Origin of the sequence: Psychroserpens sp. Hel_I_66 (assembly GCF_000799465.1) — a bacterium.
In the GTDB taxonomy this organism is placed as follows: Bacteria; Bacteroidota; Bacteroidia; order Flavobacteriales; family Flavobacteriaceae; genus Psychroserpens.
The window spans coordinates 1,234,991-1,256,173 of sequence record NZ_JUGU01000001.1 but is presented as its reverse complement, the minus strand read 5'-3'; the positions used below and the strand labels follow the sequence as shown (position 1 = coordinate 1,256,173).

The window sequence follows — 21,183 nt, the reverse complement described above, 5'->3', positions numbered from 1 at the left end:
ATGATGAGAGGTATTACAGATACTGTAAAACATTTAATAATTATAAATGTGATCATTTTTATTGGTAGAATGACGCTTGGAGGAGGAAACTTATTCATGCAGTGGCTAGCTCTATATTTTCCAGAAAATGATTTATTCTACCCATGGCAGATTTTTACCCATATGTTTATGCATGCCAATTTGATGCATATTGGATTTAACATGTTTGCACTGTGGATGTTTGGGACTGCTGTAGAAACACAATTAGGCTCAAAAAAGTTTTTGTTTCTATATTTATCTGCTGGACTTGGTGCAGTTTTATTTCAGTTGGGCTATTATTATTTTAATTATTTACCATTATATTCTGAGTTATTATCATCGGGTTTGACAAGTAATGAAATTGTTGGGATGTTTACTTCAAACGAGACAATCGGAAACATTAGCAAAGAACAATTAATGTTGCTAAAAGAGGCATATCCAATATTCAATGCTTCTATGGTTGGAGCGTCGGGCTGTATTATGGGTATACTCGCAGCCTTTGGGATTATGAATCCAGAAGCTAAATTGATGCTTATTTTTCTACCAATTCCCATTAAGGCAAAGTATTTTATTCCGGGAATTATATTGCTAGATGTGATATCAGCAATAACGGGACAATCCTTTTTTAGTCCTAGTAATACAGCGTTTATGGCTCACGTTGGTGGAGCTGTTGTTGGAGCACTAATTATGTGGTATTGGAAAAAAACACAGTTTAATAAAAATCGTTGGGATAGATGAGTTTGGTTAAAGAGTTTAAAAATAGATATAAATTATCTGCGATTAATGAAAAATATATCTTCATAAACGTAATCGTATTTGGAGTTATAGCCTTAATAGGTGCTATTTATTTTCTAGGTACAAAAGGTAGTTTTAATGTGTTTGTGGCAGATTATTTTGCACTTCCTTCAAATTTTAAGGAAATGATCTTTAAGCCTTGGACGTTTTTTACCTACTTTTTTCTACATTTTGGATTTATGCATTTGTTTGGAAATATGTTAGGTTTATATTTCTTCGGAAGAGTTTTTCTAACATTTTTCAACGTCAGGCAATTTGTTGCATACTATATTTTAGGCGGACTCTTCGCAGGATTAATATTTGCAATATCCTACAATTTGTTCCCAGCTTTAAAAGGAACAGATTCTTATTTAGTTGGTGCCAGCGCATCGGTATTTTCAATACTTTTTGGAGCTACAGCAAAGTCACCGAGCTATACGTTTAATCTATTTGGTGTACTTAGAATTCCGCTATGGGTTATTGCAGGTTTATATACCTTACTATTTATATCCTCAATCCCAATGAATAACACGGGAGGGGAATTAGCACATTTAGGTGGTGCTTTTTTTGGTTACTTTATGACTTGGCAATTAGAAAAAGGAAAAGACTGGAGTATAGGTTTTCAAGATTTATTAGATAGAATAACTGGTTTGTTCAAAACTAAATCATCTTTAAAGACAGTACATAAAAGCAAAAAGAGAACTTATGCTGGTCACGATAAAAAAGAATTCAATGAATTTAATAGCCAAAAGAAAATAGATATCATTCTCGATAAGATTAGTAAAAGTGGTTATGAGAGCTTAACAAAAGAAGAGAAAGCATTTTTATTTAAAGCGGGAAAGAACTAAGACCACTCCATGGGTAAGCTTAAGGTTTTTGAGAAGTTTATATTCGTCATCAATTCATTGATGGCATTTGCATTGCTTTTATCTTACATCTTACCTTATGCTGAGCCAAATAAGTTTGCATTTTTATCGGTTCTTAGTTTGGCAGTACCTTTTTTGATCATTATAAATATCCTGTTTGTTATTTATTGGTTGCTTAAAGTGAAAAAGCAAATGTTGGTGTCTCTTGTTGTACTTGCATTAGGTTATAACTACGTGTTTTCACTGTATAAACTAACAACATCTAAAAATGTAGTTGATACAGAGAATATTTCGGTGATGAATTATAACGTTCGTTTGTTTAATGCTTTTGATTGGATAAAAGATCCCAATCTAAAAGATCATATATCTAAATTTATTTCTGAAAAAAATCCCGATATACTCTGCATGCAAGAATATAGACCCGATGAAAACATAGATTTATCAGCACTTCCGTACAAGCATATTGAACTCTCGGGTAATAAAGTAAAGAATGGTCAAGCGATATATACCAAATTTCCTATTATCAATTCTGGATCCATAGAGTTTCCGAATACATCAAACAATGCCATTTTTGCTGACGTTGTAAAAGGAGCAGACACGATTAGAATTTACAATGTGCATTTACAATCGTTAGGAATTGATCCTACAGCAGAGGAATTATCTACCGAGAATTCTGAAAATTTATTCAAGCGCGTGAGTTCAACATTTAAAATGCAACAGTCGCAGGCAGAGCAATTTTTAGAACACAAAAAGAAATGTTCGTATAAAATGATTATCTCAGGAGATTTCAATAATACTGCGTATTCTTACGTCTATAAAGAGATAAAAGGAGACATGAAAGATGCTTTTAAACAAGCAGGAAATGGTTTTGGACGTACTTTTGATTTTAAATTTTTCCCTGTTCGCATTGATTTTGTATTTGTAGATGACGCTTTTCAAATCAATGCTTTTAAGACTTACGATGTCAAATATTCCGACCATTATCCTGTGATGGCAAAAGTGAAATTGAAATCAAATTAGAGGATTTGTAATTTTAAATCATGGCACAATCTACCAAATCTGCCAAAATATGAATGAGTAACCCCAACCCAATGACCCTCGTTTTTTTAATGATTGTTAGTAGTACATAAATGCCAATGGCATAGTAGGAGTGAAGTGGGTGAAAATTTATACTACATCGTGTTGGATCAAAAATAGGATTTGCCAAAAGATGGTCAAGATCTATGGCAATTGCAGAGAGCATAATTAGTGATGCCATCTTCCAGTTTTTTCTGAAAAACAGAAGCGCTACAATAACTGGAACTAGAAAATGAATCCCGTAATGAATAGACGTTCGAAGCATTACAAATTTAGATTTTGAGACTGAAGATACAACTCTGTATTTGGACCTTCGTTAAATAATAGATCTAAGATGCTCAAATTGGATAAAAAACCATGTTTATCATCGAAAACTTGTGCGTAGGGTATCATTGACTGCGGAATTTCCTTTCTACAATTCACCAAAGAACGTGCATCAATCACACCTTCTGGTTCAAGTTCAAAACTAACAGTAGTTTCGTATTTAAACGGAAGTTGTAAACATTCAAATATTAATTCTAAACATTTAAAGTTATAGTCCATGATTGTTTTTGCTTCCGAAGTAAAAAGAGGCATCAAATCATCGATGTAAAATTCAAAAAAAGGAGATGTACGATAGGCAGATTCTAAAGATTTGAGATGTTGTGATTGCCAATTTTCGGTATTAAAAATCTGAACATCCTTATAAAGTTGCCTATTTTTTTGCGAATACACAACAGGTACGTTTAAGTCTATCTTACCGTTAGCTCCATAAATAGAGGTACGGTTACGATAGGTTTGTTTTTGGTAATTGTCACAAACTTCAAATACAATGCCATCTGCTTTAATCATAGCTACAAAATGCGCCACGTTTGGAAAGAAAACTGGATGTAAAAGAGTTGTCATAAACTGCTAATAAAATTGCCAATCCAGGTATAGGCAATAAACATGATTCCAACCGCTAGACCTATATCGCCTAAAGGCATTCCAATAGCAGTGCCAACAATTGCTATAAGTATCATGATCGATCCATAGGCAATATTGATTAATCTTGGATTCTTTTTTTCCGAAGAACAACCTCTTGTCAACGGTAATATTGCAGCTAAAAATGTTAAGCACAAAATGGTAAAGCTTTCGTTTTTAGTGATTAATGATCCTACTAGCATTAGTAATGATGCACAAAGTAGCCCAAACATAACTTGACCCGTTAATTTCTCTCTTTTGTCAAGTAAAAATTTACCAAATTTATCAAATAATAAAAGCATATTTGACAATGGATCCATAATCCAGCTACCCAATGCAAATAATAAATAAACGATGATTAACGGTATAGCAAGGTAGGTCATACCTGTTGCAGATAGCATTTTTACTGAAAACCTATAAACTAAATATATACCGATGATGAAAATCCATTGGTTTTTTTCAGATTTATTACCCATCCAAAATGCGTAGCGCAAATACAAATTGTAAATTTTGTTTTTAGATTTTACTGCAGTTAGCATACCGCTTCTCGCGTGTTCTAAATTTGGATTTAATTTTAAAGCTTCTTTGAAATGAATTAGAGCTTGCGGAGTATTATTGTTTTCTAAATAACTCCAGCCTGCATTCGCATGAGAATATGCGTTTTCTGGATCGTCACCAAGTAGATTACTTATAGTACTTGTAACATCGTCTTTTCGTTTTAGCTTAGTCAAAGCTGTCGTTCTTGCATTTAAGCAAAAAATGCTCTTTGCGTTGACTCTTAGGCCTTCATTTGCAAAATCTAAAGCTTCTGCATATTTTTTTTGATATAATAGAACGTAAGATTTTTGTCCGAAATAATTCTCATTATAAGGATCCATCTCTATGGCCTTGTTGATTTGAATAAGTGCCTCTTTATCATTTTCCTTGTGCAAATACAATTGGGAAAGTAGGAAATAAATACCAGGATCATTGGGTTGATCTTGTCTTAAATCTAAAGTTAAAGAGAATGCTTTTTCAATATTGTCAACTTGAAAAAAGCAATTGGCCAGTAAAAATTTAGCGGTATAGTTATCTATGTTTTCTGAAATTGCCGATTGAAAGTAAGGTATAGCATCTTTGTAGCGACCAATCTCGAATAGCTGAATACCTCTTTCTAAATTTGGGCTTTCCATACTATTTTTTGATTTTTAAATAGCTTAGAATATCATCATAAAGTCCAGAATCATTGGCGTATAGCGCATAGTTTTTTGCAGATGTAAACCACTCCTTTGTGGACGGTTTCATTTTTGAAAATGCCTTAACGATGTCTTTTGTAGCAAGTGGTTTAGGGATTCCATCTTTAAACGATTCCATTAATTTTTGCTCAATGGCGATGTCGATACTCGCTTTGATATCTGCTCCAGAATATTCAGCACTTTTTTTAGCCAAAGTACCAAGATCAATATCCTTTACCGGTTTCTCCTTTAACTGAATTTCAAAAATAGATTTACGAGCTTCAGCATCTGGAGGAGCAACAAAAATAATACGATCAAAACGACCAGGTCTTCTAAAAGCAGGATCTATGTACCAAGGTGCGTTTGTGGCACCTAATACTAAAATTCCGTCGTTATCAGAATCAATACCGTCCAGCTCAGATAAAAACTGGTTAATGACCGTTCTGCCTGTAGTTTTATTAATATCATTTCTATTTGCGCCAAGTGCATCTATTTCATCTATAAAAATAACACAAGGCTTATTTTCTCTAGCTGTTTCAAATATTTCGTGTAGGTTCTTTTCAGAATTACCCATCCACATATCTAAAATATCATTAATCCCAACATTGATAAAATTGGCATTTATTTCTCCTGCTGTAGCTTTTGCAATGTGGGTTTTTCCGCATCCTGGAGGACCATATAAAAGGATACCTCCTCCAATTTTTTTACCATAGGCTTTGTACAGATCTTTGTGGAGCAGAGGTTTAATGATTTTTAAGTCTATTTCCTCTTTTACTTTTTCCATACCACCAACATCTCCAAAGTTTATTGTTGGTTTTTTTAAAAAAGTCATGGCATCATCATCTATAAAATCATCATCATTGTAGGATGATGTTGCCACTTTGAAAATACTGTCGAATTCTTGATTATAATAGGTAGGTTCGTTTTCTAAAATGGATTTGTAAATTTCTAATGCCTCAGAATGATTATTTAGTTTTATCAAGCAATTACAGTAGAGTTCTAAATATTTTATATTGTTACTTTTTTCTATAAGTTCCTCTAAAATGACTTCGGTTAAATTATATTTAGATTGCTCATAATAGCATTTGGCCAATAAATATTTATTTGCATAACTATCATCTTTATCTAAAACTTTAACGAGATGTGATTCTGCTTCATCGTAATTAAAGTTATTCATGTAAATCTTTGCAACCTGAATTCTTAAAGGCACATTGTCTGGTGAAAACTCTAAAGCCTGTAATAAGCTTTCTAAAAGTGAATTATCCATTGAAATCGTATTTAATTAGTTGGCTTTTTTCTTTTTTCTCCATGCATTAAATCCAAACCAAGCAGCCAATAAAATTAAAAAAGGAATTAAATAAGATACAGGATTTCCAGATCCTCCTACAGTTGTAAACCAACGTTCCCACCGCGGATTTTTTAATCCGTCCCAACTCATCCAAATAAATACAGGTTTTCCAACCACATGATCAAAAGGTACATAGCCCCAAGCACGAGCATCAACAGAGTTATTTCTATTATCACCCATCATCCAATAATAATCTTGCTTAAAAGTATAAGAGGTCGCTGGTTTGTCATTGATGATAATTTGATTACCTCGCGTTACAATAGTATTTCTTTCGTATTCTCCGATAAGACGTTTGTAGAGAGGAAGGACTTCCATGGTTAATTCTACGGTTTCTCCTTTCTTCGGAATATAAATAGGCCCAAAGTTGTCATAGTTCCAAGGATATTGAGCCACTCGAGGAAATAAATTACCGTTTTCCCCTTTTGGAGCAATACGTCTTGTTATACTTGCAATATTAGGATGGTTTTTTGCTTTATTTGCAGCCTCTTCAGTCGCTTGAATAACAAATATACCTTCCTCAACTTGATAAGGATTATCTGTGATATCATAAGTTTTCAAGATTTCCATGAGTCTTGCATAATTGTTAACATTACCCTTAAGCGTAATATCATAAGCAAACTGTAATTTCGCACGATCTGGCAACTCATTTAATTTTCCATTGATATAAACATATCCATTTCTAACTTCTAAAGAATCTCCTGGAATACCAACACATCGTTTAACTAAATTTGTTTTTTTGTCGATAGGCTTATAATAATTACGGTCTGGTGTAAAAATATTCATGTTTAAAAGCGTATCTGCTGGCTGATTGAAAACTACAATATCATTACGCTCAATGTTTTCAAAGCCTGGAAGTCGCATATATGGTAATTGCAACTTATTTTTCCAAGAGGTATTTCTTTCTTCATAATTATCATTAAATAAGTATGATTTTACATTTAAACCCGGAATGGTATCGTGTACCATAGGCATAGCAACGGTTGTCATTGGTACTCTCGCACCATAATGAAATTTACTTACAAACAAGAAATCACCTACTAACAGGGACTTTTCTAAAGACGAACTCGGTATTGTAAATGGTTGTATAAAATACGTATGAACTATGGTTGCTGCTACAATAGCAAATAATATAGAACTCGTCCAATCTCCAGAACTTGATTTTGGATGGATATCTCTATTCTCAACATATTGAACATCTGCAACATAATTAAGATAATAATTGTAAAACCCTAAAGTTATAACCGCCAAAAATGTATCTAAAAATTCATTTTTACCAAAGCTTCTAGCGGTTTCAACCCAAACTACAGGCAGCATAATTAAATTAACGATGGGTACAAAAAGTAAAATCGTCCACCACCAAGGGCGTTTAATGATTTTCATCAAAATCACCGAATTATATACAGGTACGAATGCTTCCCAAGCCTGTCTTCCGGCTTTGATATACAGTTTCCAAGTCCCTAAACCGTGAATGATTTGAATGACCAGAATAAAAATTAACCACTGTGTAATTGACATATCTATAAGTTGATTTTGTAAATGATTTAAACTATTTATTATCCTAACAATAATAACGCAAGTTAATTAATATTTAGGACGTCTTTCATAGTGAATACGCCTTTTTTGTCATGAATAAATTCCGCAGCAATTACAGCTCCCAAAGCAAAACCCTTTCTGCTATGAGCGGTGTGCGTTATTTGAATACTATCAACTTCAGACTTATAATTGATATCATGGGTACCTGGCACATGTTCAATACGTTTAGCTGTAATGCCAATTTCGTTTGGCTTTGGGGTATCTAGCGTCCAGTTTTCGTAATTGGTTGATTCAATAATGTCCTTGGCTAACGTGATTGCTGTTCCGCTGGGAGCATCTAATTTTTGAGTGTGGTGAATTTCTTCGACATCTACCTTGTACTGCGGAAGCTTCGCCATCAACTTTGCCAATGTTTTGTTCAGTTCGAAAAAAATATTAACACCTAAGCTGAAATTGGAAGCATACAAAAAAGTTCCGTTTTTGGAATTACAGAGTGAAATAACGTTATCATAATCATCGAGCCATCCTGTAGTGCCAGAAATTATTGGAACTCCAGATTCTAAACATTTAGAGATATTTGCTACAGCAGAGGACGGAAGGCTGAAATCTATGGCAACATCACAATTTTGGAGTGTATAATTTTCCGAAGCACTGGAAATTTTCAAAACAATCTCGTGGTCACGTTCAATGGCAATAGCTTCAATTGCTTTTCCCATTTTTCCGTAACCCAATAATGCAATTTTCATAGTTAGAACTTAAAATTTAGTGTAAGGCCAAGATTGGTGTTGTTTTCCATTTCATTGTATTTAAAATGCGGTCGTAATGATAGATCCTCATCAACATTAAATTGCAATAAATGGGCGTCTACATTGGCGTCTACGATATTTAGGGCATACATGCCAATAGTGAATAGCAAAGCAAGTTCCTTGTTTCTTCTAAGGGTTTGTTGTGCTCTTATAAGTCCGTCATTAGATACATTTGGAAATGGATCACCCTCAGAATTTTGAGGAAATCCAGCCAACCTACGTTTATAAGCATCACGATATAAATCGTAATCCTTATCGTTTTTAATGTATAAATAAGCAGGAATCCCAATAGCAGCATAAACGAGTGGAATTTTCCAGTATTTTTTGTTGTAAGCTTGTCCCAATCCTGGGAGAACAGCAGAGTAGAAGGCAGCTTTTGATGGTGCAAGAACATTGAGCGGTTCTCTTTTTTTTGCTGTAACAGAATCTTGAACGACCATTAAACTTGTGTCAACTTCATCGGCTTTTTCATCATCTTGAGCAAAAGCGATATTACCAAAAATGAGAAAGAAAAGACAGCTATAGACTAATTTATTTAGCACTTTGGACTAGTTTTTTTATACGATTGAAATCTTCTTCGGAATGAAACGGGATCGTAATTTGACCTTTACCATTCTTAGACACTTTAACGCCTATTTTATGACCAAAGTATTCTGAAAATTCTTTTATGCCTTTTTTAACAAATTTAGGCAGTTCGGTTGATTCTATAGGCTTTTTCTCCGTAGGACTGTTATAGTTTTTAACCAACTGTTCTGTTGCTCTTACCGATAGTTTTTCAGTAATAATCTTTTCGTAAATATCTAATTGGTCATTTTGGTTTTCAATATTGATCATAGCGCGACCATGACCCATAGAAATAAAACCATCACGCATTCCCGTTTGAATGATAGGGTCTAATTTTAATAAACGTAAATAGTTGGCAATAGTAGATCGCTTTTTACCAACTCGTTCACTCATTTGCTCTTGTGTGAGTGCAATTTCATCAATTAAACGTTGATAGGAAAGTGCGATTTCAATAGGATCTAAATCTTGACGTTGGATATTTTCTACCAAAGCCATTTCTAAAGATTCTTGGTCATTGGCAATTCTAATATAGGCAGGAATAGTAGTTAACCCAATCAATTTAGATGCTCTAAAACGTCGCTCACCAGATACCAGTTGAAATTTATTAAACTCAAGTTTTCTAACCGTAATAGGCTGTATGACCCCTAACTCTTTAATAGAGGAAGCCAATTCCCTTAGCGTTTCTTCATTAAAGTTTGTACGTGGTTGAAACGGATTAATGTCTATGGAATCAATATCCAGCTCAACGATGTTGCCAATAATAGTATCGGCATTTTTATCTTGAGCAGATTTTATATCATTTGAAGGGTCTTTCAGCAATGCCGACAAACCTCTGCCTAATGCTTGTTTTTTTGTAGCCTTCGCCATTAGTTATTCTTATTTATAATTTCTTTGGCCAAACTTAAATAGTTTGTCGCACCTTTACTGCTCACATCGTATTTTATAATGCTTTCGCCATAACTAGGTGCTTCGCCAAGTCTCACATTTCTTTGAATGATCGTATCAAAAACCATATCGCTAAAGTGTTTTTGTACTTCTTCTACCACTTGGTTTGATAAGCGTAAACGTTGGTCAAACATGGTAAGCAACATACCTTCAATATCAAGGTTTTGATTATGTATTTTTTGAACACTTTTTACGGTATTCAATAATTTGCCTAAACCTTCTAACGCAAAATATTCGCATTGTATTGGAATGATTACTGAGTCTGCTGCGGTTAGTGCATTTAAGGTTAATAATCCCAAAGATGGAGCGCAATCAATCAAAATATAATCGTAAGAAGATTTGAGATGTGAAATCGCTTTTTTGAGCATATATTCACGTTCGTCCTTATCTACAAGTTCAATTTCAATAGCTACCAAATCTATATGTGCAGGGATAATATCAACGTTTGGAGAATCTGCAGCTATAATACATTGTTCTGCAGATGCTGTATGCTCTAATAATTGATAGGTACCTGTTTCAACTTGTTCTACATCAATTCCCAGACCAGATGTTGCGTTGGCTTGGGGATCTGCGTCGATAAGTAATACTTTTTTTTCCAGAACACCTAATGATGCTGCTAAATTTACTGAAGTTGTCGTTTTACCTACGCCTCCTTTTTGATTGGCTATTGCAATGATTTTACCCATTAAATGATTTGGTTTTGTTAGATAGAGATTTAAAATTTCTCCAGCGTAAAAATACGATTATTTATCTCTTTTGAAAATGGAAGTTGTTAATAGTTAACAACAGATTTTAACAAAAAATGCAGCTTATATAAGCTGCATTTGAATTTTGATAAATATCTTGAATCAAGACTCTGGGTTGTGAATTCCAACTATATAATCTCCATTTAAATATTTTTTAGCTACTTCTTGTAGATATTCAACTGATAATTTTTGAACATTTTCTTCGAAATCTAAAATTTTATTTGGATCATTTTTTTGATAATCTGCATTTTTAAGTGCTTGTAACCACATACGATTAGTTTTCATATCTTCTTTGTGATCTAAAATGTAAGACTCCTTCACTTTGTCTAAATCTTTTTGCGTTGGTCCATCTGTAACCAACTTTTCTACTTCTGCCAATGCAGCATTTTTGAGCTTATCAACATTTTCTGGTCCACATGGAAAACTAATATTAAAATTATACCACCCGTAAGGCATTTTGCTAATATTACCTCTTGCTCCAGCTCCATAAACGCCACCTTCTTCTTCACGCAATTGCTCTATGAGTTTGATTGTTAAAATCTCTCCTAATGTTTCCATCGCAAAATCTTCTTTAGCACTATACTCTGTTGGGCCATGAAATGTAATGCGTACAGAGCTTTTTGGATCTTCACCTTTTTCAATGATTTTTTCGTGCTGTCCTGTGAGTGGTCTAAACTCTGGGACTTCATACATTTCATTGGAGTTTTTTCCTGGTAGACTTGCCAAATATTGACTTGTAAGGTCGACTAGTTGTTTTTCGTCAATATTTCCGACGAAATAAAAATGGAAATCTCCAGCATCTGCAAAACGCTCTTTGTATTTTTCATAGGCTAAATCGTAATCTGCTTCATCCATTTTTTCTGGAGTAGGGAATCCCGTATATCTTGGGTTATCTCCATACATGAATTCTCCCATTTTTACAGAAAAATATGTTTGTGGATTTGACATCATGTTACCTAAAAAAGATTTTTGTTTCTCCTTAAACGAATTAAATGCTTTTTCATCTTTATTTAACGACGTAAAATACAGATGAATCAATTGAAACATATCCTCAAAATCCTTTGGTGTAGCAGATCCTGACATATTCTCGCTATAGGTACCAATACTCGGTCTAACGAAAACTATTTTACCAGACATCATTTTGTCCATTTGGGTTTTGTCAAAACCGTTTACACCTGCTTCAGCCAAACCACCATTTGCGTTAACTGTTGCCTTGTAATCATCTAAAGAATACAAAGAACTACCACCAAAACTAAAGGCATCAAAGAGGATTTCGTCATTTTTAAAATCGGTGACTTTATAGGTCACTTTTCCACCATTACTTAATGTAAGCGTTGTTGTACCAAGTTTATCATTGGTTTTATAATCTGTAATTGAGCCTGGAGTTGGCATTGATGTCATTAATGACTCTGCAACTTCTTCGTCTTTGTAAGGTTCTAATTTTTTATTTTCTATTTCTTTTAAAACAGTTTTAACTTCGTCTTCAGTAACTTGGTTTAGGCCTTCTTTTTCTGGACCTGTAAGAATGACTACCCGGTTTTCCTCTTTAATATAATCGCTTATAAGTGCATTAACTTCATCTAAAGAAATTGTTGGAAGTTGATTAACATAAAAATCATATTCCCATTCAATGCCTGGCATTGGTTCGTTTTCTAGAAAATTTCTCACATACTCACCAATGACGCGATTAGATTCCATTTTATCTTTGTCCTTGAATGATTTTTCCATTCTTGCAATGATATCTTTTTTAGCTCTTTCAAATTCTCCTTGGTAGAAACCATATTGTTTTACACGTTCATTTTCTTCCATTAAAGTTTTTAGGGCATTGACTTGACCAGTCTCTTTTGTCATTGCTACAGATTGATATGCATCTTTGTTTTTTACGTAAGTTCCACCATGGTAGCTAAAACCATATACAAATGGAGGATTTTCACCATTTGTTAATTCTTGCAATCTATTGTTAAGCATTTGGGAAAATAAACCTTCAACGATAGATTTTCTGTAGTCTTCAAGAGTGATATCTGCGGTTGCATTTTCTTTGTCCTTAAACATGACCTGTACTTGAGAGAATGATGCTTCTTTATCAGATTCTATAGCTATAAACGTTTCTTCGTGATTTGGAAGGTCAAATTCTGGACGAGGTTTAGGGTTTTTTGGAGCAGGAATATTTCCGAAGTGCTCTTTGATTTTTGCTTCAAGAGTCTCTACATCTACATCTCCAACTGCCATTACAGCCATTAAATCTGGTCTGTACCAGTCTTTATAAAAACGTCTTAAACTTTCGTATTCAAAATTTTCTAGATTTTCTTTTGTACCTATCGGAAGACGCTCAGCATATCTCGAGCCATAAAGCATTTTTGGCAAATACTCTTGCATCATGCGCTCATTTGCGCCTTTACCTAATCTGTATTCTTCTAAGACTACGCCACGCTCGTTATCTATTTCTTCATCTGTTAAAAGCGCATTGTGTGCCCAATCTTCAAGAATTTGGAATCCTTTTTCAAGTTTCTCTGGATCTTCACTTGGGATTGGAAGAATATAAACGGTCTCATCAAAACTTGTATAAGCGTTAAGATGGGCTCCAAATTTTACACCTATACTTTGTAGATAATCGACAAGTTCGTTTTTTTTGAAGTTTTTTGTTCCATTAAAATTCATGTGCTCCATAAAATGTGCAAGTCCACGTTGGTCTTCATCTTCAAGAATAGAACCTGCTTTTACTACCAGTCTTAATTCTACTTTGTTTTCTGGTTTTCCATTATTTTTAATGTAATAGGTAAGTCCATTACTTAAAACTCCAGTTTTTACTTCTGGATTAAACGGAATATCGGTTTTTGCAAGAACATCCTTTTTATCCATTTTGACGTCTTGCGCAAAAGAAGTCAATGATACTAATCCTACAAATAACAGGCTTAGTAAGTTTAATTTTGTTGATTGTTTAATCATGTGTTTAGAGTTTGAGATTAATTGTTATGGTTATAAAGTTAACTAAGTTTTTAGTTTAAAAACAGGAAAATGTAATAAAATCCTGCTGTTTTTTCCGAAGATAAAAAAACAAGAGGTTGGTTTATAGAAGTTTAACAGGTTTTAACGACTTTTGTAAATCGAATTGTGAGTCAGGGTATTGAAAATGCTATTGCTCTGGAAATAAAAGTTTTAGATCTTTAATTAGTTGTTCTAATTCTTCTTCCTTCATTTTAGCAACGCACATAATTTCTTGATCAGTATTAAAATCTTCAATCACAAGAGTGTAATTATTGTCTTCTAAATAACCAACGGGATTTTTTGCAAAGTTAATTGTGCTAAATGTTTCCATTTTCACTTTATCTCTAAACCAGCCATAATCTGCAACATAATTGCAAATTTTACCATCGAAATGTATAATTTCTTTTCCGTAGGTATTCCAAAGCGCAACCCGTAATAAATAAAATCCAAAAAGACCAAAAATGAAAATAGCGAAAAAGAAACCTCCTTTAATTCCTTGTCCTTCGGAAATGTAACTTATCATTCCAAATAGAGGTAGCGTAAATAGCATAAAGCTAAATAAGAACATCATAGCTCTTACAAAAAGGGGAGATGGTTTTATATATATTGTGAGTTGATCTTTTCTAAGTTGGTAACTATTCATTTGATGATTAATCAATCAAAATCTCCAAAATTTTGATAGCAGCATCACTAATTTTAGTTCCAGGACCAAAAACAGCTACCGCTCCAGCATCAAATAAATATTGATAATCTTGTTTTGGGATAACGCCTCCAACAATGACCATGATGTCATCACGACCATAATTTTTGAGTTCTTCAATAACTTGAGGCACTAATGTTTTGTGACCTGCAGCTAAAGAGGAAACGCCTAAAATATGGACATCATTTTCTACAGCTTGTTTGGCAGCTTCTTTTGGAGTTTGAAACAACGGACCAATATCTACATCAAAGCCAACGTCTGCATAGCCTGTAGCTACAACCTTTGCACCGCGGTCATGACCATCTTGTCCCATTTTGGCAATCATAATACGAGGTCTACGACCATCTTGCTCAGCAAATTGATCTGCTAGTTCTCTCGCTTTTTTGAAACTTTCGTCGTCTTTGATTTCTTTACTGTACACTCCCGAAAATGATTTTATCTGTGCTTTATAACGACCAAACTCTGCTTCAAGTGCATCACTGATCTCTCCTAAAGTTGCTCGTTCTCTAGCTGCATTCACTGCTAAAGCTAGTAAATTATCTTTTCCTGTGCGTGCTGCTTGGGTTAATTTTGAAAGAGCAGATGCTACAGCCTCTTTATCTCTGGTAGATTTTATATGTTCTAATCGTTTTATTTGACCAGTTCTAACCGTTTGGTTGTCTACTTCTAAAGTTGAGATAGGATCTTCTTGGTCTAAGCGATATTTATTTACACCAACGATGATATCTTGGTTAGAATCAATACGTGCTTGTTTTCTTGCAGCAGCTTCTTCAATTCTTAATTTAGGGATTCCTGCTTCAATGGCTTTTGTCATTCCGCCAAGCTCTTCAACTTCTTCAATTAAGGACCACGCTTTTTGAGCAATATCATGGGTGAGTTTTTCAACGTAGTAGCTTCCTGCCCAAGGATCAACAGTATTTGTAATCCCAGTTTCCTCTTGTAAGAATATTTGTGTATTTCTTGCGATACGTGCAGAAAAATCTGTTGGCAATGCAATAGCTTCATCTAATGCATTGGTGTGTAAACTTTGGGTGCCACCAAAAGCAGCTGCAGCAGCTTCAATAGTTGTTCTGGCTACATTGTTAAAAGGATCTTGTTCGGTAAGGCTCCAACCCGATGTTTGGCAATGCGTTCGTAATGCTAAAGATTTTTGATTTTTAGGATTAAATTGGCTTACCATTTTTGCCCAAAGCATTCTGGCAGCTCGCATTTTTGCGATTTCCATAAAATGGTTCATCCCAATTGCCCAGAAAAAGGAAAGTCTAGGAGCAAAGGAGTCAATATCCATTCCTGCTTCCAATCCTTTTTTAATGTATTCTAGTCCATCAGCCAAAGTGTAAGCTAATTCAATATCACAGGTTGCTCCAGCTTCTTGCATATGATATCCTGAAATACTAATACTATTGAACTTTGGCATATGCTTGCTGGTATATTCAAAAATATCTGAAATAATTTTCATCGATGGTGTAGGAGGGTAGATGTACGTATTTCGCACCATAAACTCCTTTAAAATATCGTTTTGAATGGTTCCAGCCAATTGGTTTGGTGTAACGCCCTGTTCTTCCGCAGCAACAATATAAAACGCCATGATTGGCAAAACAGCGCCATTCATGGTCATGGAAACTGACATTTTATCTAATGGAATTTGATCAAAGAGAATCTTCATATCCTCAACCGAATCTATCGCGACACCAGCTTTTCCAACATCGCCAACGACGCGTTCGTGATCTGAATCATAACCTCTATGTGTTGCTAAATCAAACGCTACAGATAGACCTTTTTGACCTGCTGCGAGATTTCTTCTGTAGAAAGCATTACTGTCTTCCGCAGTAGAAAAACCAGCGTATTGACGAATCGTCCATGGTCTGCGAACATACATTGTTGAGTATGGTCCACGAAGATTTGGCGATATGCCAGCAACAAAATTGAGATGCTCTACATTGGAGAGATCTTCTTTTGAATATGTGGATTTGATGTCAATATCTTCAGCAGTTTTAAATGTTTTACCGCTTGCTGGATTTTGATCCTTGTTCTTTAAAGTAATATGTTGGAGGTTTTTTCGCATAGGTATTAATGATTATGACCATCATGAGAATCATGATCGGTATTATCATTTTGAATTGGTTCTTCTGTGTTTGCTGCATCTTTACTTAGATCCATATCATATAATCTTCCGTAGTACAATTCTAAAGCCACGTAAGTTGCTAAATATTTGTCGTCTTTCATTCCAAAAGTTTTACGTCGCAGTTGATCACCAAACATTCTTAAGCTCATGCTATTGGTATCAACCAAGGCGCTAAATGTTTTGCGCAATGGTTCGTCATTTATTCTATTTGCGATACACTTGAAAATTGGGTGGCTAAAATCTATATTACTGCCATCTTGACCAGGTTTCCAAAGTCCTTTTTCTTGTTTAAGGGCTTCTAAAACTTTTTTGGAATGATCTGAAACAATATTTTTATAATCTGCTTTATTAGCTAGTGCCTGACTTACAAACAAACTATATGCTCGAGATAACACAGGTGTTTCTGGTGTGTAAAAATTAGCCAAATCTTCTTCAAAAGATTGCACTGCCTCTTGGTAAAGACCACTGTTGGTATCTGGACAATCTACCAATTTTTCAACGCTAGGGAATTTATAGTCAAACGCTACGGTTTGTGTCTCTTTTTTTGTTTCAGTTTTACAATTAAATAAGCATAAACATACTGCGATGATTGTAATTTTTAGTTTCATGGTTGTTAGTATTTATTCGGTTTTTAATCGGTTTTGTTCTAAATTTTCAGCCAAGCGTCGCTCTATAATAGGTTCAACCAACGTTTTTACGGGATTGGTTTTTATAAAAGGATAGAGTTCTAATTCGTCTTTCATTTTATCTTCTTTATTGGGATGTTTGTTGGTGCCCAATAATACAAAATCCCCATTATCAAATTGAGACTGCTCCTTAGATGCGCATTCTTTTATTTTTTTCTGAATAGTGCCAGATTTCAACTGTGATAAAAACCCATCATTCTGTTCAATATCCTTGAATAGCTCCAAAGCTTTTTCGCTCAGTTGTGCTGTTATCGACTCGATGTAATAGGCACCATCTGCGGGATTATCAACTTTATCAAAATAGCTTTCATGTTTTAATACCAACAATTGATTTCTAGAAATACGCTCTCCAAATTCATTGTCCTTATGATAAATAGCGTCATACGCTAAATTTGTAATTACGTTTGCTCCGCCTAAAATAGCACTCATACATTCCGTTGTAGTGCGCAACATATTGGTGTTATAATCGTAAATGGTTTTATTTCTTTTGGTGGGCTTGACGTGGATTTCGCAATCTTCGTTGAAACCATATTCGCTAGCGAGTGCTTGATACAAGTTGCGAAGTGCTCTTAATTTTGCTATTTCAAAAAAGTAATTGGTACCTACGGAAATTTTAAAAATGACTCTAAATGTCTTTTTGTTTAAAGCAGTTAAAACCGCATCTAAGTGGTTAAAATATTCGTTTGCGTGCGCTAATGCATATGCTAATTGCTGAACCATATTTGCACCAGCGTTTTGATATAAAGCGACGTCAATGCTAAAAGAATTTGTTGTTTTTACGATAGCCTCAAAATGCTCATGATCGCTTTTTAGGTTGCTGTACCAATTTCCGGTTCTTGCAAGATTACCAATAATATCCGTTTGAATGGTTACGTTTTTATCTTTTGGGATTTGATTGATATATTCCGAAGAAAGAAATAATAGTTTAAATTTTATTGGAGTAGAAGCGAGGTCTATATTTGCAGTAAGGTCTTGGATCGAGACATTTTCCGAAGGGATAATGAACTCAATACATTCTGCGCCTCTAGAAATGGTATCCAACGCCTTTTCGTTTGACATTTTAACATTGGAAACAAAAATAGACTGGCAAATTTTGAATTCACTAGCTTTTGATGCCGAAATTGGTGGTTTGGATTCAAATTCATCTGCATGGTAAAAGGGCTTGACATCAATACCTTGGTTTGTGTGCCAAATTAGGGTATCGTTATAATCCAGACCTTTTAAATCGACTTGAATTTTTTGTTTCCACTGTTTAGAAGAGACCTCAGGAAAATCGTTAAATAGTTTTTTACTCATTCTTCTTTTCTATTTTTAGGCTGTCTTCATATTCTATTATAAAAATATCTTCATCATCTTTTTTCATATAGTATTTTTCTCTGGCCAGTTTTTCTATTCCGTCTTCTGTACTTAATTCCTTAATTGCTTTTTTGTCTTTTTCAATCTCATTTCTATAATATTCCTTTTCATTTTCAAGATCACTGATATCTTCGTTGAGTTCGCTATGAATTATCAACGAATTAGAGTCAAAAAACAGCATCCAAACTGCGAAAATGACCAAAACGATTACAAATATGTTTCTAAAGATTTTGATTTTTAATTCAATTTTTCGTTAATAATTGTTTTTACAATATCCACCGCAACAGTGTTGTATTTGTTGTTAGGGATTATGAGATCTGCATACTCCTTCATAGGTTCTATAAACTGCTGGTGCATTGGTTTTAGTGTGGTTTGGTATCGTGTCAATACTTCATCAATGTCTCTACCACGCTCGGTAATATCGCGTTTTAATCGTCTTATTAACCGCTCGTCACTATCTGCATGAACAAAAATCTTAATGTCAAACATTTTTCTTAACTCTGGGTTTGTGAGTATTAATATGCCCTCAACAATCATCACCTTTCTTGGATTGGTCTTTATGCTATCGCCAGTTCTATTATGTTTAACGAACGAATACACTGGTTGCTCTATTGCTTCTCCCTTTTTTAACTGTTTTAAATGCTTTTCCAACAGTTCAAAATCAATAGATCGCGGATGGTCAAAATTAATCTTTACTCGTTCTTCATAGCTCAAGTGTGAGGTATCCATATAATATGAATCTTGGGAAATAATCCCAACTTCACCTTCAGGCAATTCGTTAAGTATTTGGTTCACCACAGTGGTTTTACCACAACCTGTTCCGCCAGCAATTCCTATAATAAGCATACTTTAGAGTCTATATTTGAGTATGGCAAATTTAGTAATTATGATATAATTTTAGCGCTCAATTGCCGAAACTTCAGATTTAGTAACCAACTTATCATTAGAATTTCCCCAACTGTTTGTTATATAGTTCATAACATCTGCAACTTCATCATCATTAAGCCCTAAAGGGGACATCACACTATTATATGTTTTGCCATTAACAACTATTTTTCCAGATTGACCATATTTTATGGCCTTTATGCTTTCTTCTCGTTTGTTCATCAAATAATCTGATTTTGCCAAAGGTGGAAACGCTCTTGGCACACCTTCGCCATTTGGCATATGGCAACTCACGCAAAAACCTGTATAAATGTCCTTACCGCGATCCATACTTTTCTTAAGTTCTGGGTCCTGCTGTTTTGAATTCACTTCGGAAATATTAGCTTCTGAATATTCGCGCTTTTTTTCCGAAGAATTGCAAGATACAAGCATTGAAACAGCTATTAATAATGTGATATTTAATTTCATTTTGTTTTTATAAGTTTAACGATTCCTAAATTTTCAATTCCTACATAAATATATCCATCTGGTCCTTGGTTTATTGATCTTACACGTCCTAAACCATCTAAAAGACGTTCTTCTTTTATAACTTTTCCATCCTTAATATAGCAGAGATCCAAATATTGAAATTTTAAAGAACCAACCAGTAAATTGTTTTCCCAGCCTTTGTATTTATCGCTTGAAATAAACTCCATGCCACTTGGTGCAATAGAAGGTACCCAATAGTGGAGTGGTTGCTCCATACCAGGTTTTGAGGTTTCATCTGTAATTTTTGTACCAATATAGTTAACACCATAAGTGATGACTGGCCAGCCATAATTTTTACCAGCTTTAATGATATTGATTTCATCACCACCTTTAGGACCATGTTCATGCGTCCATATTTCTCTTGTGACCGGGTGGATGACCATACCTTGCGGATTTCTATGACCGTAAGAATATATAGCATTTTTAGCATTATCGGTATCCACAAAAGGATTATCTTCTGGAATAGTTCCATCATCGTTTAACCGATAGACCTTGCCACCATCACGAGTTATATCTTGTGGATTTTCATCGCGGTTTCCACGTTCTCCAATCGTAAAAAATAAATACCCTTCGTCATCAAAAACGATTCTAGAACCAAAATGTTGACCTTTTGTGGTATTTGGGGTTGCTTTGTACAACACTTCTTTATCAACTAAAGAATCATTTTTAAGTTTAGCGCGCATTAAGGCAGTATGACCGCCATCTTCTTCGCCTTCACTAGAGGAGTATGTTAGGTAAATCCATCCGTTATCGTCGTATTTAGGATGAAGTTTGATATCCAACAAACCACCTTGTCCTCGATTATAAACATTTGGAACACCTTTAATTTCTGTTTTGTCACCCTTTTCATACTTGATAATACGCCCATCTTTTTCATTAATTAGCATCGCGCCATTTGTTAAAAAGGTAAAAGCCCAAGGGTTAACCAATTCTGATACAATGACTTCGTGAGAATGCTCCTTGTTTATTGGGTTTTTGTCTTGTGGGCATGCTACAAAACTTAATAAGCTAGTAATAATTAAAGAATGTATTAAAATTTTCATGAAAATAAATTTATGCTTAAATTTAATAATAAAAGTTGTCAA

At 34.4% G+C, this 21,183-nt stretch carries 21 protein-coding genes; 3 read left to right on the top strand and 18 right to left on the bottom strand.

Annotation, left to right across the window (positions count from 1 at the left end; translation table 11 throughout):
• Positions 1–3 precede the first annotated feature (3 nt).
• Genes GQ40_RS05680 through GQ40_RS05670 form a run of 3 tightly spaced genes read left to right on the top strand, consistent with a single transcriptional unit; the run spans position 4 to position 2,678 of the window.
• The gene (locus GQ40_RS05680) at positions 4–756 is read left to right on the top strand and encodes a rhomboid family intramembrane serine protease (protein WP_047551538.1); all 753 of its coding nucleotides are present in this window, start codon (positions 4–6) and stop codon (positions 754–756) included.
• Positions 753–1,640 carry a rhomboid family intramembrane serine protease gene (locus tag GQ40_RS05675; protein WP_047546535.1) on the top strand — a complete coding sequence of 296 codons (888 nt, stop codon included), beginning with the start codon at positions 753–755 and terminating at the stop codon, positions 1,638–1,640. The genes GQ40_RS05680 and GQ40_RS05675 overlap by 4 nt, the downstream gene beginning before the upstream one ends.
• A gap of 9 nt (positions 1,641–1,649) precedes the next feature.
• Positions 1,650–2,678, top strand: a complete 1,029-nt coding sequence (locus GQ40_RS05670; protein ID WP_047546533.1) for an endonuclease/exonuclease/phosphatase family protein — start codon at positions 1,650–1,652, stop codon at positions 2,676–2,678.
• 13 nt (positions 2,679–2,691) lie between these two features.
• On the opposite strand, the gene GQ40_RS05665 is transcribed toward GQ40_RS05670, so the two are convergent.
• The 18 genes from GQ40_RS05665 to GQ40_RS05580 form a co-directional block, all read right to left on the bottom strand.
• Positions 2,692–3,000 carry a DUF6122 family protein gene (locus GQ40_RS05665; protein WP_047546532.1) on the bottom strand — a complete coding sequence of 103 codons (309 nt, stop codon included), beginning with the start codon at positions 2,998–3,000 and terminating at the stop codon, positions 2,692–2,694.
• The gene (locus tag GQ40_RS05660) at positions 3,000–3,620 is read right to left on the bottom strand and encodes a WbqC family protein (RefSeq protein WP_047546530.1); all 621 of its coding nucleotides are present in this window, start codon (positions 3,618–3,620) and stop codon (positions 3,000–3,002) included. Before GQ40_RS05660 ends, GQ40_RS05665 begins: the two co-directional genes overlap by 1 nt.
• Entirely contained in the window at positions 3,617–4,849 is a 1,233-nt protein-coding gene (locus tag GQ40_RS05655; protein WP_047546528.1) for a tetratricopeptide repeat protein, read from the bottom strand. The genes GQ40_RS05660 and GQ40_RS05655 overlap by 4 nt, the downstream gene beginning before the upstream one ends.
• 1 nt (position 4,850) lies before the next feature.
• The gene (locus GQ40_RS05650) at positions 4,851–6,158 is read right to left on the bottom strand and encodes an AAA family ATPase (RefSeq protein WP_047546526.1); all 1,308 of its coding nucleotides are present in this window, start codon (positions 6,156–6,158) and stop codon (positions 4,851–4,853) included.
• A 15-nt stretch (positions 6,159–6,173) separates the two neighbouring features.
• A complete protein-coding gene (gene lepB, locus GQ40_RS05645; protein WP_047546524.1) occupies positions 6,174–7,754 on the bottom strand; it encodes a signal peptidase I in 1,581 nt (526 codons plus the stop codon).
• Between the two features lie 62 nt (positions 7,755–7,816).
• Positions 7,817–8,518 carry a 4-hydroxy-tetrahydrodipicolinate reductase gene (gene dapB, locus GQ40_RS05640; RefSeq protein WP_047546522.1) on the bottom strand — a complete coding sequence of 234 codons (702 nt, stop codon included), beginning with the start codon at positions 8,516–8,518 and terminating at the stop codon, positions 7,817–7,819.
• A gap of 2 nt (positions 8,519–8,520) precedes the next feature.
• A complete protein-coding gene (locus GQ40_RS05635) occupies positions 8,521–9,120 on the bottom strand; it encodes a DUF5683 domain-containing protein (RefSeq protein ID WP_047546520.1) in 600 nt (199 codons plus the stop codon).
• Entirely contained in the window at positions 9,110–10,009 is a 900-nt protein-coding gene (locus tag GQ40_RS05630; protein ID WP_047546517.1) for a ParB/RepB/Spo0J family partition protein, read from the bottom strand. The genes GQ40_RS05635 and GQ40_RS05630 overlap by 11 nt, the downstream gene beginning before the upstream one ends.
• Positions 10,009–10,773 carry a ParA family protein gene (locus tag GQ40_RS05625; RefSeq protein ID WP_047546514.1) on the bottom strand — a complete coding sequence of 255 codons (765 nt, stop codon included), beginning with the start codon at positions 10,771–10,773 and terminating at the stop codon, positions 10,009–10,011. Before GQ40_RS05625 ends, GQ40_RS05630 begins: the two co-directional genes overlap by 1 nt.
• Positions 10,774–10,935: 162 nt before the next feature.
• Positions 10,936–13,779, bottom strand: coding sequence for a M16 family metallopeptidase (locus GQ40_RS05620; RefSeq protein WP_052184160.1), 2,844 nt, complete (start codon positions 13,777–13,779; stop codon positions 10,936–10,938).
• A gap of 187 nt (positions 13,780–13,966) precedes the next feature.
• Positions 13,967–14,461 (bottom strand): hypothetical protein, encoded by a 495-nt coding sequence (locus GQ40_RS05615; protein WP_156115520.1) that lies wholly within the window; start codon positions 14,459–14,461, stop codon positions 13,967–13,969.
• A 7-nt stretch (positions 14,462–14,468) separates the two neighbouring features.
• On the bottom strand, positions 14,469–16,583 hold the full coding sequence (scpA, locus tag GQ40_RS05610; RefSeq protein ID WP_047546510.1) for a methylmalonyl-CoA mutase: 2,115 nt from the start codon (positions 16,581–16,583) through the stop codon (positions 14,469–14,471).
• A gap of 5 nt (positions 16,584–16,588) precedes the next feature.
• A complete protein-coding gene (locus tag GQ40_RS05605; protein WP_047546508.1) occupies positions 16,589–17,251 on the bottom strand; it encodes a hypothetical protein in 663 nt (220 codons plus the stop codon).
• Positions 17,252–17,263: 12 nt separating this feature from the next.
• Positions 17,264–18,625 (bottom strand): methylmalonyl-CoA mutase subunit beta, encoded by a 1,362-nt coding sequence (locus GQ40_RS05600; protein ID WP_047546506.1) that lies wholly within the window; start codon positions 18,623–18,625, stop codon positions 17,264–17,266.
• Entirely contained in the window at positions 18,618–18,887 is a 270-nt protein-coding gene (locus tag GQ40_RS05595; RefSeq protein WP_262501133.1) for an FtsB family cell division protein, read from the bottom strand. The genes GQ40_RS05600 and GQ40_RS05595 overlap by 8 nt, the downstream gene beginning before the upstream one ends.
• A 35-nt stretch (positions 18,888–18,922) precedes the next feature.
• On the bottom strand, positions 18,923–19,531 hold the full coding sequence (gene udk / locus GQ40_RS05590; RefSeq protein ID WP_047546502.1) for a uridine kinase: 609 nt from the start codon (positions 19,529–19,531) through the stop codon (positions 18,923–18,925).
• A 51-nt stretch (positions 19,532–19,582) separates the two neighbouring features.
• Positions 19,583–20,038, bottom strand: coding sequence for a c-type cytochrome (locus GQ40_RS05585; RefSeq protein WP_047546500.1), 456 nt, complete (start codon positions 20,036–20,038; stop codon positions 19,583–19,585).
• Positions 20,035–21,141, bottom strand: a complete 1,107-nt coding sequence (locus tag GQ40_RS05580) for a PQQ-dependent sugar dehydrogenase (protein WP_047546498.1) — start codon at positions 21,139–21,141, stop codon at positions 20,035–20,037. The genes GQ40_RS05585 and GQ40_RS05580 overlap by 4 nt, the downstream gene beginning before the upstream one ends.
• Between the last annotated feature and the right edge of the window lie 42 nt (positions 21,142–21,183).

What these genes read in the sequence shown, in the direction of transcription:
- GQ40_RS05680 (WP_047551538.1), top strand. Translation starts at nt 4, where the DNA reads ATGAGAGGTATTACAGATACTGTAAAACATTTAATAATTATAAATGTG.
- GQ40_RS05675 (WP_047546535.1), top strand. Translation starts at nt 753, where the DNA reads ATGAGTTTGGTTAAAGAGTTTAAAAATAGATATAAATTATCTGCGATT.
- GQ40_RS05670 (WP_047546533.1), top strand. Translation starts at nt 1,650, where the DNA reads ATGGGTAAGCTTAAGGTTTTTGAGAAGTTTATATTCGTCATCAATTCA.
- GQ40_RS05665 (WP_047546532.1), bottom strand. Translation starts at nt 3,000, where the DNA reads ATGCTTCGAACGTCTATTCATTACGGGATTCATTTTCTAGTTCCAGTT.
- GQ40_RS05660 (WP_047546530.1), bottom strand. Translation starts at nt 3,620, where the DNA reads ATGACAACTCTTTTACATCCAGTTTTCTTTCCAAACGTGGCGCATTTT.
- GQ40_RS05655 (WP_047546528.1), bottom strand. Translation starts at nt 4,849, where the DNA reads ATGGAAAGCCCAAATTTAGAAAGAGGTATTCAGCTATTCGAGATTGGT.
- GQ40_RS05650 (WP_047546526.1), bottom strand. Translation starts at nt 6,158, where the DNA reads ATGGATAATTCACTTTTAGAAAGCTTATTACAGGCTTTAGAGTTTTCA.
- lepB (WP_047546524.1), bottom strand. Translation starts at nt 7,754, where the DNA reads ATGTCAATTACACAGTGGTTAATTTTTATTCTGGTCATTCAAATCATT.
- dapB (WP_047546522.1), bottom strand. Translation starts at nt 8,518, where the DNA reads ATGAAAATTGCATTATTGGGTTACGGAAAAATGGGAAAAGCAATTGAA.
- GQ40_RS05630 (WP_047546517.1), bottom strand. Translation starts at nt 10,009, where the DNA reads ATGGCGAAGGCTACAAAAAAACAAGCATTAGGCAGAGGTTTGTCGGCA.
- GQ40_RS05625 (WP_047546514.1), bottom strand. Translation starts at nt 10,773, where the DNA reads ATGGGTAAAATCATTGCAATAGCCAATCAAAAAGGAGGCGTAGGTAAA.
- GQ40_RS05620 (WP_052184160.1), bottom strand. Translation starts at nt 13,779, where the DNA reads ATGATTAAACAATCAACAAAATTAAACTTACTAAGCCTGTTATTTGTA.
- GQ40_RS05615 (WP_156115520.1), bottom strand. Translation starts at nt 14,461, where the DNA reads ATGAATAGTTACCAACTTAGAAAAGATCAACTCACAATATATATAAAA.
- scpA (WP_047546510.1), bottom strand. Translation starts at nt 16,583, where the DNA reads ATGCGAAAAAACCTCCAACATATTACTTTAAAGAACAAGGATCAAAAT.
- GQ40_RS05605 (WP_047546508.1), bottom strand. Translation starts at nt 17,251, where the DNA reads ATGAAACTAAAAATTACAATCATCGCAGTATGTTTATGCTTATTTAAT.
- GQ40_RS05600 (WP_047546506.1), bottom strand. Translation starts at nt 18,625, where the DNA reads ATGAGTAAAAAACTATTTAACGATTTTCCTGAGGTCTCTTCTAAACAG.
- udk (WP_047546502.1), bottom strand. Translation starts at nt 19,531, where the DNA reads ATGCTTATTATAGGAATTGCTGGCGGAACAGGTTGTGGTAAAACCACT.
- GQ40_RS05585 (WP_047546500.1), bottom strand. Translation starts at nt 20,038, where the DNA reads ATGAAATTAAATATCACATTATTAATAGCTGTTTCAATGCTTGTATCT.
- GQ40_RS05580 (WP_047546498.1), bottom strand. Translation starts at nt 21,141, where the DNA reads ATGAAAATTTTAATACATTCTTTAATTATTACTAGCTTATTAAGTTTT.